The following is a 13,319-nucleotide window of genomic DNA, read 5'->3' on the forward strand; positions in this document are numbered from 1 at the left end:
CAATCAAACAATTATTCAAACTCGAATTGATAGAGTAGGTCTACCGCGCTGTCTACGCCAGAAACCGCTTCTACGTACAGGTCCTGCATCAAACGATAACGCACCGTGAATTCACCCAAAGAGTCGAAGATACCAACACCGTATTTCACTTGTAAGCCTGGGAGAATATAGCCGCTTACCGTGACTTGTGAATCTTCACCTGAACCTGCAGTATCAAGCTGAAGATCTTGAACACCAAAGGCCTCACCAATCTCTCCCACCACTTTACCGCTCTTAGCTAAACTCAGGCCGATTAAGGTTGTAGTCATCGAGCCACTGCCCGCCTCACCATCGATATCTTGTCCACGAAGCAAGTAAGACAATGCATTGGCTTGTGGCATTGAAGGATCGGAGTAAATATCAATTTTTGGCTCCGTTGCTGGGCCTGTCACTCTAACCCCCGCCGTCACATCATCTTGTGTATTGTCAGGATTTCGAATCGCATTGATCGCGACATAAGGTTGATCTGGTGGACCATTCATTAGGATCTTGCCCTCTTTGATGATCAGGTCCTGCCCAAATGATTGATAGGTACCATCAACGATGTTGACCTCACCGGTAATGAACGGCCCTTGGTCTCGCTGAGCAACATTCAACTTACCCACTAGGTCACCCTCAAGGCCAAACGCTGCAAGTTTAAAGTCATCACCAATCGAAATATTAATATTGGTTTCGACATTAAACGGAACTTTAGTTTCGCCTTCAGGTTGCAGATCTTTATTGAGGATAACCTGATCAGAAGAGACACCAACGGCACTCGGTGGTAGCTCTTCAACAACAATGCGTCCCCAAGGCAGTGAAATATCACCAGTAATACGCGCAAGCTTTGGAGAGACATCTATCGTCATGTCTGGCACAACTTTCACTTTGACCATTGGCGGCACATCGACCATCAAGTCATCCGCAAACACTCGCACCTGAGTGCTCCATGCTTCAAGATCTTGCCATTGCCCTTTACCTTCAACGTCCAACTGACCGTCAGGGGTAACAATCGCTGCATCGAGATTGGCACTGTAACCATCAAAGTCGAGCCCAATACGACCGTCTTTGATATCCACAGGCGTGATGTCTCCTTTCATTTGCATGTCATCTACCGCAAATGAGCCGAAGACTTGCGGGTGCATCAGCGAGCCTTGTACCTTAAGATCACTCGACAAATTGGCTTGCAACAGGCTGTATTCACCTAACAGTGGAGCTAAGAAATCAAGATGGAACGTACTGAGCTGCAGCGCCGCCTCAACTTGCTTATCTTCAACAACTACATCAGGAAGAACCAAGGAACCGCTCAGGTCTCCGTTATCAGTCACGTCAAGTAACCAGTCAGCCTCAAGTCGATTGTCTTTTAGCTTGGCATTTACTTTAATGCTCTCCCAACCTAATGTGATCGACTCGCCCGCATCTTGAATGACTTGCCCTTTTGGCAGTTCAACTTGAGCACTAACTTGAGGTGCCAGTTTCTCATCCCACTTAGCCTCAGCTTGAACATTAACTGAGCCTGTTAGTTGTGTTGCCTTAGGGATAAACTGTTTAACCTGTTCAAAGTCAAAATCAGTAATCGCAAGCTTGGCCGTACCAGATTTGCCCGCTCGAATATCTTCGGTCAGACAGACACTTGAATCAGCTTGCAACCAACAGTGTGCCGCGACATCCGCAAACTGCTTATCAATATCCGCTGTGATAGCCACGGGCTTCTCAAGTCGCCATGGTCCCTGCTCCGTTGAAAGCGTCACGCGCTCCAGTGCACCTTTCCAAACCATTGATGGCTTCTGAACCAATTCACCTGAGATAGCGAGGCTGGTTGATACGATATCGGAAACAACATCCAGAGTGAGCTTGTGACTCTTCTCACCACCATCCACTTTTAACTCAACACTTTCCACCTTTTGTTCTTGGTAGCTGATGCCATTAGCTTTAAGCACAATATCTGCTTGAGGTGCTGGCAACGGCGTTACAGAGCCATTCAGAGCTAAACTGTCCAGTGTTGCTTCGTCTTTCCATTTAACGCTATTAATGTTCAGGCCTAAATCGACACTTGGCTCTTTCATAGGCCCTGATAGCGCGATATCACCAACCAACGTACCTCTCAAGTCAGGGACACTTTTCACCAGCTCTGGAAAATCAATAGCAACATCCATATCCCATTGCTTATCCAGCTTACCAACCACATTAATCGCATTGACACCGTGCGATAGGCGAAGCCCTGAAGTTTCAACACTCGGTTCCCCGGAGGCTGCTTTATCTGATGCAGAGAGCTGACCTTTAATGTTGAGTGGGTACTCTCTTAAGATGCCATCGATATCTAAAGTTGGTAGCTCCACTTGCCAGCCACCTGCCTCAGTTAAGCTGCCAGATGTCTTGAGGTTACCACTGATGTCCCCTTCAGCTTCTGGCCATTGCAAACCGGGCTGAATATGCTGCAAACCAATGTCGGCCTGCCAGTTCACTAGTTCTTTCCAGTTGGCCTTAACTGCACCAGTGACATGCCCGCCCAAAGTCGCAATATCAAGGCGCTGTAAATCAATATGCTCAGTGCTACCTGCACCTTCAACATCAAGACTGATATTTGGAATATCTTTACCCTTGGCGTTGGCGTCTAGGTTTAGCTGAAAACCTTCCAATGAACCGTTGGTTTTTAACTGTTTAATGGCAACCTGATAGTCACTATTGCCCTTCAATGGCCATTGCGCTTTACCGTCATTCAATTCGAGATCAAAAGGCAGTGTTGGCTCTAAAGGTTTAAGCTCGCCCAATAGCTTTGCTTCAATCAACTCCGATAGCGTAGCATCCAGCGTTAGCTCTTCCACACTACCTTTTGCTGATAGTTGGAGCTTCTGCCCCGCCACGTCGGTCTCTTTAACTAGGGCTGAGAGGTCAAGTTCAAGAGGATAACCGCCCTTCAGTTGTACCTTTGCTTTAAGGTCTGCCTCAGCCTGTGGCATATCCAGCTCAAGTGCTTGTACATCGACATCATGTTCACCCACTTTCGCTTCAAGCCCTAGGTGATTGACGATGATTGGCGTCTCTTGTTCAAGTTTAAAGCGATTCAAATCAAAGCGTTCCAGAGCGACCGTCAACGGAATCCATACTTCTGGTAAAACAATCGCTTCAGCTTCCTTAGCCGTTTCCGGTTTTGCATCCTCTTCAACCGAAGGCTCTTTTTCAGCGAGCTTAACGGAAAGATCATCGAATACGGTAGGAGAGATAGTTAACACGTCCCCCTTCATATTCATCGCCGTTGAAAAACGTTGCCAATCGATCTTGTTTCCCAGAATATCGAGAGAGATATCCTCAAAGTTGATTCGATTCAACGTGATAGGTAATGGCGTCGAGATAGAGGTTAGTGGCTCAGTTGGTTCTAGCTCTTCCTCCGATGGTGGCGGCAATTCAGTAAAGGCGAAATCGAGCCCTCGTAGAGTCAGCTCATCAACACAGACTTGAGGGTCCAACAGACATCTTGGATTGATCGCCAACTCAATCTTGTCGAGTTGAGTGTTGATGTGCAGGCTTTCATCGACAAATTGGACGTTATGAAGGCTAAAACGAGGGAAAAGCGCGCCTTTAGTGCTCTCAACTTTGAGTTGTGGTAAAGCCTTTTCAGCCCCCCAAAGTACGGCATTTAAGCCCGGATTGGTGAATAGAGCGAGACCAACTAAGGTCAAGATAAGCAGCAAAATAGAGACGATAGAGATCGAAGACCATTTGAAAATTTTGCCGATCACTTTAATCATAACTCAGGTCCTAAAGTGAAATGTATTTGGAATTCATCACCTGGGTCGGCATCCAGCCCCCAAGCAAAGTCAAGACTCACAGGCCCTACCGGAGAAGCCCAACGGATACCGACACCGGTACCCGCTTTTAAATCAGGCGTATCATTGAAGGCATCACCGATGTCATAAAACATCGCCCCCCACCAGTTGCCATAAAGACGATATTGGTACTCAAAGCTTGCAGTGGTCATAAACTTCGCACCAGTTAGAGCGTTGCTCTCATCTACAGGTGAGATAGACTCATACCCATAACCACGAAGGCTATTATCACCACCCACAAAGAATCGCAGAGATGGAGATAGCTTTTCAAACTCATCCGCAAAGTTGGCACCATATTCTAAGCGCGTTAGGCCACGATGGTTTTCGCCAAGGCTACGAATCCAAGCCGTCCTGCCCTGAAAACGAATCACCTTAGTTTCAGAAAGCAGCGAATCATCACCCGCTTCTAGCATTATGGTCTGCTTATCACCCCACATCGGCATCGCGCCACCGCGAGTGCGCGTACGAGAAAAAGAGATACCCGGCAACACAAACTGCGCAACATCATCTTGTAGGCCTTGTTCATAGTTCTCCAATAGATAACGAACAAACACCGTGCGCTGCCAACCGTTATCTAAACGCCAAAAACGCTCAAGTTTCAGGTTGGATTCCAAGCTCTTGGTATCTCGATTATCGACATTCTTCATACCGTAAGTAACTTGATAGTAGTCATTGAGTACGTCGTCAAGCGGTATTCTGTAGCTGGCAGTAATGGTCTGTTCTGGCTTCGAGATCGACAGGCTGCTATTGAAGCTGTGACCGCTGCTGTTCACCCACGGCTTTTTCCACTTCAGGCTGCCTTTAACCCCTAAGTCGGTAGAGACACCAATACCTGTTTCGAGCTGATTTCGAGCCTGAGGCGCTAAGCTCACCTTCATTGGTATTTCACGACCACTACCCAATTCGGCAAGGTCGGGTTCAACAAATACAGAAGAGAACCAATCGGTATTGGACAAGTTCTGATTGTATTCACCGACCTTGGCGATCTCATAAGGCTGACCTTGCTCAAACGGCTTCAATGACTGAACCTTATCTTCTTCAATCTGACTGCCTGTTACGGTCGTTTCACCAAAATGATAACGAATACCACTGTCGTAATGTAAACGAACATAGGCACGATTAAGTTCAGGGGCAACCTCAAGACGACTCAGTTCGTAGTTACCATCAAAGTATCCCTTGGCTAACCCTAAGTTACGCATTGATGATTTGAGCGAGTCGTAGTGACTATGATTCAGCACCTTGCCTTTTTGAAGATTGCTTTTTGCAACGAGGGCTAAGAAGTCAGGATCGTTTTCCGCTTCTCCGGAGATAACGATATCAGAGGTGTAGATAACAACAGGCTCACCAGGCTTTACGTTCACCAAGAGTTCGCTGTCATCTTCAGAAGACGTAAAGGTGATTTCAGGGTGGTAATAACCTAAAGCACTCACCGCTTCTTTGATCATTGATTCTAAACGAGATTGAAAACGCAGAGATACAGAATACTCTTCTTCCGGAATAGCGCTCAGGTAGGCATCGACATTATCTTCAAGTGCCCCATCCAGCCCCTCAATTTCAAGAGAGACATCGGCAAAGGCAAAGCTTGAGGAGAGCAAGGTGCCAATCAGAACTGGTAAAGTTTTTCTTATCATGATTAATTGGGAGAAGTTATCAATACGTTAAGAATCAAAGGGAAATCATACCGCTAATTCAATAGCGCGTCTGTAATAATTCAAGCAATAAAACGGTCTAATTTAAAGAGTTACTCGTATATTTAAAGACAGTTAACGCGTATATATACCTCTAAAAGGAACATAGCAATGCTCAATAAACAACAAATGGTTTCTGAAGCAACAGCCTTGCCCGGGAACCCATACCCAATCACAGTTTCAGAACCACATTTCGTTAATCAAAGTGATTTGCTTGCTCCACCCGCTTCAGGGCAACAAGAGATACTGCTTGGCCTTGGATGTTTTTGGGGTGCTGAGCGTTTGTTCTGGCAACTTGAAGGGGTCGTTTCAACCTCTGTAGGGTATGCTGGCGGCTTCACTCATAACCCGACATACCAACAAGTCTGTACAGGTCAAACAGGTCATACGGAGGTCGTGCGTGTGGTCTTTGACCCAAGTATCTTACCTCTTGAAGCACTGCTTAAAACTTTCTGGGAAAGCCATGACCCAACCCAAGGCATGCGTCAAGGAAATGATCTCGGCACTCAATACCGTTCTGCGGTCTACACCTTTAGCGGCGAACAGCAATCCATTGCTGAATCTTCAAAGCAGAGCTATCAACAAGCGATGCAAGCTGCGCGAGGTTCAGAGATTACAACGGAGGTACAACCAGCCGGAGAGTACTTCTATGCCGAAGATTACCACCAACAATATCTTGCTAAAAATCCAAACGGTTATTGCGGATTAGGCGGAACTGGAGTCTGCTTCCCACCTCAGTAAATAAATCATTAACCGATACAAACAAAAAAGGGCTTTGATACATCAAGCCCTTTCATTCCAATCACTGAAATCAATGCATACTACATCGACATGCAAGCGATGGTGCCATTCACTTCTTTAAATACATTAAGTTTTTTTTGATCCGTCACTTCAGGAAGAAGGACTTTTCCTTGGTCGAATCTGAATTCACCGATACCTTCGATGCTGAATTGACCTTTGAACAGGACTTTAACGAAACGCGCCACTTGACGAGGGCGGTAAGTAGAAAATTTACGTAGCATAGACAACCTCAATTCCTTTGAGTACAACAGTTTGTGATCAGCTCTTCACTTTTGAGCAAAGCACAAATAACAGCCATTTCCGTTGGCTGACAGCAAGAAAATCTGTCGATTCCCTTGATATAGTTGCATTATACCCTTTAGTAACAACTCCGCAACACCTTTCAACGACGTACGATAAAAAAGTAAGCGAGGCATTTTATTTATTTCATATTATACTTCGAGGGCAAACCAACAAGCGGAACAAAAATATAATGAAAAACAAAACTCTACTGGCTTTATTAGCTGCAGCCTCTCCAATCTTCGCCAATGCTCACAACCTATCTGTCGGCGAAACCCTACCACCGGTTAGCGTCACTGCTCACGGTGAAATCACTCTAAATGACGGTTCAACAGGCTATCAAGCTTGGGCAACCACAGACATGCTAGGTAAAGTTCGCGTTGTTCAAGCGATTGCCGGACGCAGCAGCTCTAAAGAGCTCAACGCGCCTCTAATGGCAGCAATTACCGCGTCTAAATTCCCAGAAGATGCATACCAAACCACGACCATCATCAACCAAGATGATGCGATTTGGGGTACTGGATCTTTTGTAAAATCTTCAGCTGAGAGCAGCAAGGAAGAGTTTCCTTGGTCTTCAATGGTACTGGATGAAGAAGGTACCGCGGCATCGGCTTGGGCTCTAAAAGAGGAGAGCTCTGCAATTATCGTTCAAGACAAACAAGGTAAGGTCCTGTTTGTAAAAGAAGGGGCGTTAAACGAAACCGAAGTCTCTGAAGTTATTCAACTTATTAAAGCAAATCTTTAATAATAATTACTCTCTTTACGAGATTTCTTGAAAGGACGTTGTTATATTATAACAACGTCCTTTTTCTTTTTCGGTTTAACTCATCATGATCTGGCGAGCCCACTCACTCACAATTAGACGTTCAGTCCTTTGCATGCTCGGGTTAATGATCATGTTGTCGTGGTCCGTGGCGCACCACATCGTAGATGCCGATCCGGAACATCACGCTCACCATCAATGTGAACTGTTTTCAGCCAGTCAGTTGGGGTTCGCGCACGATTTACCACAACTTCCTGAATTAAATATCGATTTCATTGTCCTATCCAATGAACCAGCTCGTAAGCTACAAAGACTGTACTTTGCTTATCTCGCCCGTTCACCACCCATGAAGATGACTTAATCATTTAATCTGTTTTTAATTTATCTTTTTATTTAGGAATACCCAATGAAACCTTCTATTTTAGCCGTTGTTATCGGCATGACAGTATCTGCTACCGCTATCGCCGAGGATCACTTTCGCTCTCATGATGCTCACGTTCACGGAGAGGTTGAAGTCAATATCGCTCAAGACGGCCAAGAGCTTTTGGTTGAAGTAACCGCTCCGGGTGCAGACGTTGTTGGTTTTGAGCACGCGCCGCAAACACCAGAGCAAGTGGCGGCACTAGAAAAAGCAACAGCACTACTGAACCAACCGAGCAAGCTATTCGCGTTTGAAGGCGCGGATTGTACGCTAGAGTACAAATCTGTGACTCATACTTTGGGTGAAGATGATCATGAAGGCCATGACCACGACCATGAAGGTCACGATCACGACAAACATGATCATGATGACCACGAAGGTCACGACCATGACAAACACGATCATCATGACCACGAAGGTCACGACCATGACAAACATGATCATGATGACCACGAAGGTCACGACCATGACAAGCACGATCATCATGACCACGAAGGTCACGACCACGACAAACACGATCATGATGACCACGAAGGTCACGACCACGATAAACACGATCATGATGACCACGAAGGTCACGACCACGACCATGCTGCAGGTGGCCACGGTGAGTTCACAATCGAATACCACTACCAATGTTCAAACGTGGCTAAGCTAGACACAGTTGAAACACAATGGTTCTCTAACTTTGCCAATACAGAGTCTATTACTGTGAACCTATTAACGGATCGCGCACAGACTCAACAGAAGCTAACGCCAAGCAACACTAGCTTCCGTTTCTAATATTTCATTGATATAGAAACACAACGTACAGCAGCCAAGTGAGCACTCACTTGGCTGCCTTGCTCTCATACAACCAGAGTCGCTCAAGTAGTGATTCATAGAGCAATTCCCTAGAATATCGATTTAAGCAAAACCGCTTAGCGAGTAGGAGCTTATATGTCCTTTGACCAATCATCGCTTGTCGTTAAATTGGAAAACGTCAGTTTCCGTTGGAAGCCAGACCTTCCACCAACGCTCGAAATACCCTCTCTTCATATCCATGCCAAAGAGCACCTTTTTATTAAAGGACCAAGTGGTTGTGGCAAGTCGACACTACTAGGGTTGTTAACGGGGATAAATCAAGCACAACAAGGTGAAGTTTCCATCTTAGGTCAAGACCTTAACCAACTATCGCCACGTCAACGCGACAAGTTTAGAGCCGACCATATAGGCTATATCTTCCAACAATTTAACCTGCTGCCATACCTATCAGTGACGGACAACGTGACCCTACCTTGTCAGTTTTCCAACATCAGAAAACAGAATGTCACCCAAGGGAATAACGAATTAAAAGCCACGGCTGAAACGCTTCTACAGAGACTGAAACTCCCAGAGGCATTGATGAATAAGCCCGTAACCGAACTCAGCATCGGGCAACAACAGCGGGTAGCGGCCGCAAGAGCTTTAATGGGTCATCCACAAATCATTATTGCCGATGAACCAACATCCGCACTCGACCATGACAACAGAGAAGCCTTCATTGAACTGCTGCTTGAGCAGGCTGACCAAGCCAACTCCACGCTGATCTTTGTGAGTCATGACCCAACGCTAGAAAAGCTGTTCACTCGCAGCATCGACCTCACGACCGTTAACCAAGCGAAGGCTATCGTATGAAAGTAATCACTCACTTAGCGCTCAAAAGTGTACTCAACCGTAAGGCCACAGCCATTCTTACGATTCTAACCGTAGCGGTTTCCGTCATTCTTCTGCTTGGTGTAGAACGCGTGCGCACAGAGGCAAAAAGCAGCTTCGCCAATACCATTTCTGGAACCGACCTGATTGTCGGTGGTCGTTCTGGGCAAGTGAACCTACTGCTCTATTCTGTGTTCAGAATCGGCAACGCAACCAATAACATCGACTGGAAGAGCTACCAAGAGTTCAGCCAGCATAAAGCGGTAAAATGGGCGATTCCAATCTCTCTGGGTGACTCGCATAAAGGCTTCCGTGTAATGGGCACCAACCACAGCTACTTTGAGCACTATCGCTATGGAAGTAAGCAACCACTTACTCTACAACAGGGCCGTAAGTTTAATGAGCTGTTTGATGTGGTGATCGGTGCGGATGTAGCAAAACAACTCGACTATGAGATTGGTGATCAAATCATCCTAGCGCATGGTATTAGTGATGTGGCATTCAGCCGCCACGACAACCTACCATTTACGATCGTCGGTATCATTGCGCCAACAGGAACACCGGTAGATAAAACGGTGCACGTATCACTTGAGGCTATTGAAGCCATTCACGTTGGTTGGGAATCTGGGGCTAATCTTGGTCATACACCGGATGCCGAAACACTGAAAACCTACGACTTCCAGCCAAAACAGATCACTGCAATGATGCTGGGCCTGAACTCAAAGATTCAAACATTCGCACTGCAACGCGAAATCAATACCTACCGACAAGAGCCATTGAGCGCGATCATGCCAGGCATTGCACTGCATGAATTGTGGGGCATGATGGCGGTTGCTGAGCAAGCACTGCTAGTCGTATCTGGCTTTGTCGTTGTGGCAGGTCTACTCGGGATGCTCAGCAGTCTACTGACTAGCTTACAAGAGCGTCGTAGAGAGATGGCTATCCTACGAGCGATGGGCGCGAGACCAAGACACGTATTCGGTTTATTGATCAGTGAAGCCAGTGCGCTTACTTTCCTTGGTATTACGTTAGGCGTCGGATTGCTCTTTGGTTTAATTGCAGTAGTTGCTCCTATCGTGCAACAAAGTTATGGTATCAACATATCAATATCCGCAATCACACCACATGAGTGGAAACTCATTATGATGGTTCAAATTGCTGGAATTATCATTGGCTTTATTCCCGCATTCCGCGCGTATCGTCAATCACTTGCTGATGGCATGACCATTCGAATTTAATATAGGAACACATTATGCAGCACAAACTCTTGCTGATCCTTGGGTTGCTTCTGTTTCCGTTTGCGACAACCGCATACGCAGAAGCACCATCATCAGAGGAATCAGTCCTTACTTTGGAATGGATCGACCTAATTCCAGAATCGGAACGCGCTCAGCTCGATCCCTTCGGCATGCCAACCGTCGATCACAGCCAAGAGAACCCTCAGCAATCTAAGCTTGGTGCTATCCGCCCAGAGCTGAATGGAAGCAAAGTAAAGATTCCTGGTTTTGTTATCCCTCTAGAAGGGGATGAGAATATGATCACTGAGTTTCTACTGGTGCCATATTTCGGGGCATGTATTCACGTACCGCCGCCACCACCTAACCAGATCATCTATGTGAAATTTCCAAAAGGCGCACCGATCCAACAGCTGTGGGATGTTATCTATCTAGTGGGAACTCTGAAAACAGAGACCATTACGCACGATTTGGCGCAGACTGGCTATCTTATTGAAGGGGTAGCAATCGAAGAATACGACGATATGTAGGGATATCGTTCTAACGAATATGAAGATGGTAGCTCACTTGGGCTGCCATTTTTTATAGGCAACATTTATAAGCTAGGTTCTATAAGCAACTGGTATTATAACAATTTTCTAACGATGAAATATCGCTAGGTTACGCAATGTATTTAGACAGATACGCTAGGATAGCAACATAACTAACGAGTAATAGTCCAATTGCCAGCTGTTTTTTCAGCTTATTATCATTCACCTGATTCATAACTCCTCCTTGGATTACACAACAAATTTAACATTTTATTATCATCATAAAAAGTAAATTTTGTTTAATCCTTCAACTTTATTCGTAATATTGAAGTTACTCGCCCCTTTCTGAGCCTAAAACAATTTTGACTAGGCGCATCCATCTGAACAAATTTAGTCTCGAAAGATCGACAGCCCCTAGTCACAAGTTCCATAAAGAGTTACATTTTAACCAGTTACATTTCTGTCTTAAGGTTTGTAGGTATCGCTATGTCTGACTCGCAACAGCCCGTGATCATTGAACATGTGAATGACACTGCTCCAAAGCAAGAGAAAAAGCCCCATATTGCCGACAGCGCCAGTCGAATGCTCAATATCGCCCAGAACTTTGGTTTGGATGCATTGCTTAGCCCAGAAAGTAAAACATCTGATAAAGCAGAGAAATCACTGATAGAACGGGCACTGCTGCGAGAGAAAAAGCGCAAAGAGCTGCGTCAGAAGAACCTTGAGCAGATTCTGAAACTAGCACATATGTCCTGCAAAGATGAAGCGGCTGGCGATCCTGATCAAGATTGGCTGTATCGGTTCTTCGATATGGCTCAAGAGATCCACAACAGCTCGATGCAGAGGCTGTGGGCTCAAGTGTTAAAGAGAGAGGTAACTAACCCGGGGTCGACCTCAATGAAGGCGCTGCAAATCCTGCAAGATATGACCCCTAAAGAGGCGTTGACTCTGCAACGTGCTGCTTCATTAGCGTGTAGCTTTGGCAGCGACAATAGCCGCAAGCTGCTACTCGGTTTCAAAACCCAGGCGGGCTTATTCAGTTTTGGGAAAAGAACGGGGGCTAGCACCATCAACTTAGGCAGTCATAACCTGCCCTACTCAAGCTTATTGCATCTTATTGAGCTAGGCATTCTGCATGGTACTGAATTGGAGTCGGGAGAGATCGATTTCGATCCAGCACTCAATCTCACCTACCAAGGTAAACAGATGGCAATTACACCGCTCTCAAAAGGGGTGAAGTTGGTCTACTATCGCTTCAGTCCAACGGGGAATGAGCTGTGTGTACTGCTCGGCAATAAGCCAAATAGTGCCTATTATGAGCAGCTCATCGCCCTGCTCAGTCAGAAGTTTACGGTGCAAGCCGAAGCAAAACCTGGCAGCGTAAACCACACCGTATAAAACAACATAGCCTTGGTGATGAACCAAGGCTACATAGAGTTAGTTGACGATAATTTAGTGTTAGTTAGCAATAATCTTGCGGGCTTCTAGCGCTTCAATACACTGTTCCACAAGTTCATCCAATGTCTTATCGCCAGCAGGTAGATCGATTTCTGGCGTTTCAGGTGCCTCATATACCGAACTGATACCAGTGAAATTCGGGATCTCCCCTGCTCGCGCTTTCTTATAAAGCCCTTTAGGGTCACGCTGCTCACACACCTCAATTGGCGTATTCACGTAAACCTCTAAAAACTCACCATCTGGTAATAGATTTCGTACCAACTCACGCTCCGCTTTATGAGGAGAGATAAAAGCAGAAAGTACGATGAGGCCTGCATCGGCCATCAGCTTAGCAAGCTCACCAATACGACGAATGTTCTCTCGACGATCTTGCTCAGAAAAGCCGAGATCGCTACACAATCCATGACGAACATTATCGCCATCCAGAAGATAAGTATGGTAACCCAGTTGCGCTAAACGTGTTTCTAACGCGCCAGCAACCGTTGATTTACCTGAACCCGATAACCCCGTAAACCACAATACCGCAGGTTTTTGTGACTTAAGTTGAGAGCGAAACGCTTTATCAACAGAGTGCTCATGCCACACGATATTCTCGTCTTTTGGTTTCACTGCAGTGGTCATAATT

General features: G+C 45.9%; 12 protein-coding genes. 8 read left to right on the plus strand and 4 right to left on the minus strand.

Features of this window, described 5'->3' with window-relative positions; translation table 11 throughout:
• Positions 1–11: 11 nt before the first annotated feature.
• Positions 12–3,767: an autotransporter assembly complex protein TamB gene (gene tamB / locus AC6R05_RS00330; protein ID WP_500646235.1), complete on the minus strand. Its 3,756-nt coding sequence runs from the start codon at positions 3,765–3,767 to the stop codon at positions 12–14.
• Positions 3,764–5,476 carry an autotransporter assembly complex protein TamA gene (gene tamA / locus AC6R05_RS00335; RefSeq protein ID WP_500646236.1) on the minus strand — a complete coding sequence of 571 codons (1,713 nt, stop codon included), beginning with the start codon at positions 5,474–5,476 and terminating at the stop codon, positions 3,764–3,766. The genes tamB and tamA overlap by 4 nt, the downstream gene beginning before the upstream one ends.
• Positions 5,477–5,644: 168 nt before the next feature.
• Between tamA and msrA the strand changes: the two genes are divergently transcribed.
• Positions 5,645–6,274, plus strand: coding sequence for a peptide-methionine (S)-S-oxide reductase MsrA (msrA, locus tag AC6R05_RS00340; RefSeq protein WP_500646237.1), 630 nt, complete (start codon positions 5,645–5,647; stop codon positions 6,272–6,274).
• An 80-nt stretch (positions 6,275–6,354) separates the two neighbouring features.
• Here the strand turns inward: msrA and AC6R05_RS00345 are convergent, their stop codons facing one another.
• Positions 6,355–6,555 carry a DUF1107 family protein gene (locus AC6R05_RS00345; protein ID WP_500646238.1) on the minus strand — a complete coding sequence of 67 codons (201 nt, stop codon included), beginning with the start codon at positions 6,553–6,555 and terminating at the stop codon, positions 6,355–6,357.
• Positions 6,556–6,806: 251 nt separating this feature from the next.
• On the opposite strand from AC6R05_RS00345, the gene AC6R05_RS00350 reads away from it, so the two are divergent.
• From AC6R05_RS00350 to AC6R05_RS00380, 7 genes are all read left to right on the plus strand, one after another.
• A complete protein-coding gene (locus tag AC6R05_RS00350) occupies positions 6,807–7,358 on the plus strand; it encodes a YtfJ family protein (protein ID WP_032553293.1) in 552 nt (183 codons plus the stop codon).
• 151 nt (positions 7,359–7,509) lie between these two features.
• Positions 7,510–7,737 carry a DUF2607 family protein gene (locus tag AC6R05_RS00355; protein WP_253895348.1) on the plus strand — a complete coding sequence of 76 codons (228 nt, stop codon included), beginning with the start codon at positions 7,510–7,512 and terminating at the stop codon, positions 7,735–7,737.
• A gap of 45 nt (positions 7,738–7,782) precedes the next feature.
• Positions 7,783–8,580 (plus strand): zinc uptake protein ZrgA, encoded by a 798-nt coding sequence (gene zrgA, locus AC6R05_RS00360; RefSeq protein ID WP_500646239.1) that lies wholly within the window; start codon positions 7,783–7,785, stop codon positions 8,578–8,580.
• A 156-nt stretch (positions 8,581–8,736) separates the two neighbouring features.
• Positions 8,737–9,453 carry an ABC transporter ATP-binding protein gene (locus tag AC6R05_RS00365; protein WP_152469353.1) on the plus strand — a complete coding sequence of 239 codons (717 nt, stop codon included), beginning with the start codon at positions 8,737–8,739 and terminating at the stop codon, positions 9,451–9,453.
• Positions 9,450–10,709 (plus strand): ABC transporter permease, encoded by a 1,260-nt coding sequence (locus tag AC6R05_RS00370; protein ID WP_285467414.1) that lies wholly within the window; start codon positions 9,450–9,452, stop codon positions 10,707–10,709. The genes AC6R05_RS00365 and AC6R05_RS00370 overlap by 4 nt, the downstream gene beginning before the upstream one ends.
• A 14-nt stretch (positions 10,710–10,723) precedes the next feature.
• Positions 10,724–11,236, plus strand: coding sequence for a DUF3299 domain-containing protein (locus AC6R05_RS00375; RefSeq protein WP_500646240.1), 513 nt, complete (start codon positions 10,724–10,726; stop codon positions 11,234–11,236).
• 486 nt (positions 11,237–11,722) lie between these two features.
• Positions 11,723–12,634, plus strand: a complete 912-nt coding sequence (locus AC6R05_RS00380) for a TIGR03899 family protein (RefSeq protein WP_390521368.1) — start codon at positions 11,723–11,725, stop codon at positions 12,632–12,634.
• 60 nt (positions 12,635–12,694) lie between these two features.
• Here AC6R05_RS00380 and cysC read toward each other — a convergent pair whose 3' ends face one another.
• Positions 12,695–13,315: an adenylyl-sulfate kinase gene (cysC, locus tag AC6R05_RS00385; protein ID WP_032553300.1), complete on the minus strand. Its 621-nt coding sequence runs from the start codon at positions 13,313–13,315 to the stop codon at positions 12,695–12,697.
• Positions 13,316–13,319 lie beyond the last annotated feature (4 nt).

It is taken from the genome of Vibrio sp. R11-SG3-ISO9, assembly GCF_059834255.1.

Bases quoted from the DNA above. Each gene is read 5' to 3' on its own strand.
- tamB (WP_500646235.1), bottom strand. From the start codon at position 3,767: ATGATTAAAGTGATCGGCAAAATTTTCAAATGGTCTTCGATCTCTATC.
- tamA (WP_500646236.1), bottom strand. From the start codon at position 5,476: ATGATAAGAAAAACTTTACCAGTTCTGATTGGCACCTTGCTCTCCTCA.
- msrA (WP_500646237.1), top strand. From the start codon at position 5,645: ATGCTCAATAAACAACAAATGGTTTCTGAAGCAACAGCCTTGCCCGGG.
- AC6R05_RS00345 (WP_500646238.1), bottom strand. From the start codon at position 6,555: ATGCTACGTAAATTTTCTACTTACCGCCCTCGTCAAGTGGCGCGTTTC.
- AC6R05_RS00350 (WP_032553293.1), top strand. From the start codon at position 6,807: ATGAAAAACAAAACTCTACTGGCTTTATTAGCTGCAGCCTCTCCAATC.
- AC6R05_RS00355 (WP_253895348.1), top strand. From the start codon at position 7,510: ATGTTGTCGTGGTCCGTGGCGCACCACATCGTAGATGCCGATCCGGAA.
- zrgA (WP_500646239.1), top strand. From the start codon at position 7,783: ATGAAACCTTCTATTTTAGCCGTTGTTATCGGCATGACAGTATCTGCT.
- AC6R05_RS00365 (WP_152469353.1), top strand. From the start codon at position 8,737: ATGTCCTTTGACCAATCATCGCTTGTCGTTAAATTGGAAAACGTCAGT.
- AC6R05_RS00370 (WP_285467414.1), top strand. From the start codon at position 9,450: ATGAAAGTAATCACTCACTTAGCGCTCAAAAGTGTACTCAACCGTAAG.
- AC6R05_RS00375 (WP_500646240.1), top strand. From the start codon at position 10,724: ATGCAGCACAAACTCTTGCTGATCCTTGGGTTGCTTCTGTTTCCGTTT.
- AC6R05_RS00380 (WP_390521368.1), top strand. From the start codon at position 11,723: ATGTCTGACTCGCAACAGCCCGTGATCATTGAACATGTGAATGACACT.
- cysC (WP_032553300.1), bottom strand. From the start codon at position 13,315: ATGACCACTGCAGTGAAACCAAAAGACGAGAATATCGTGTGGCATGAG.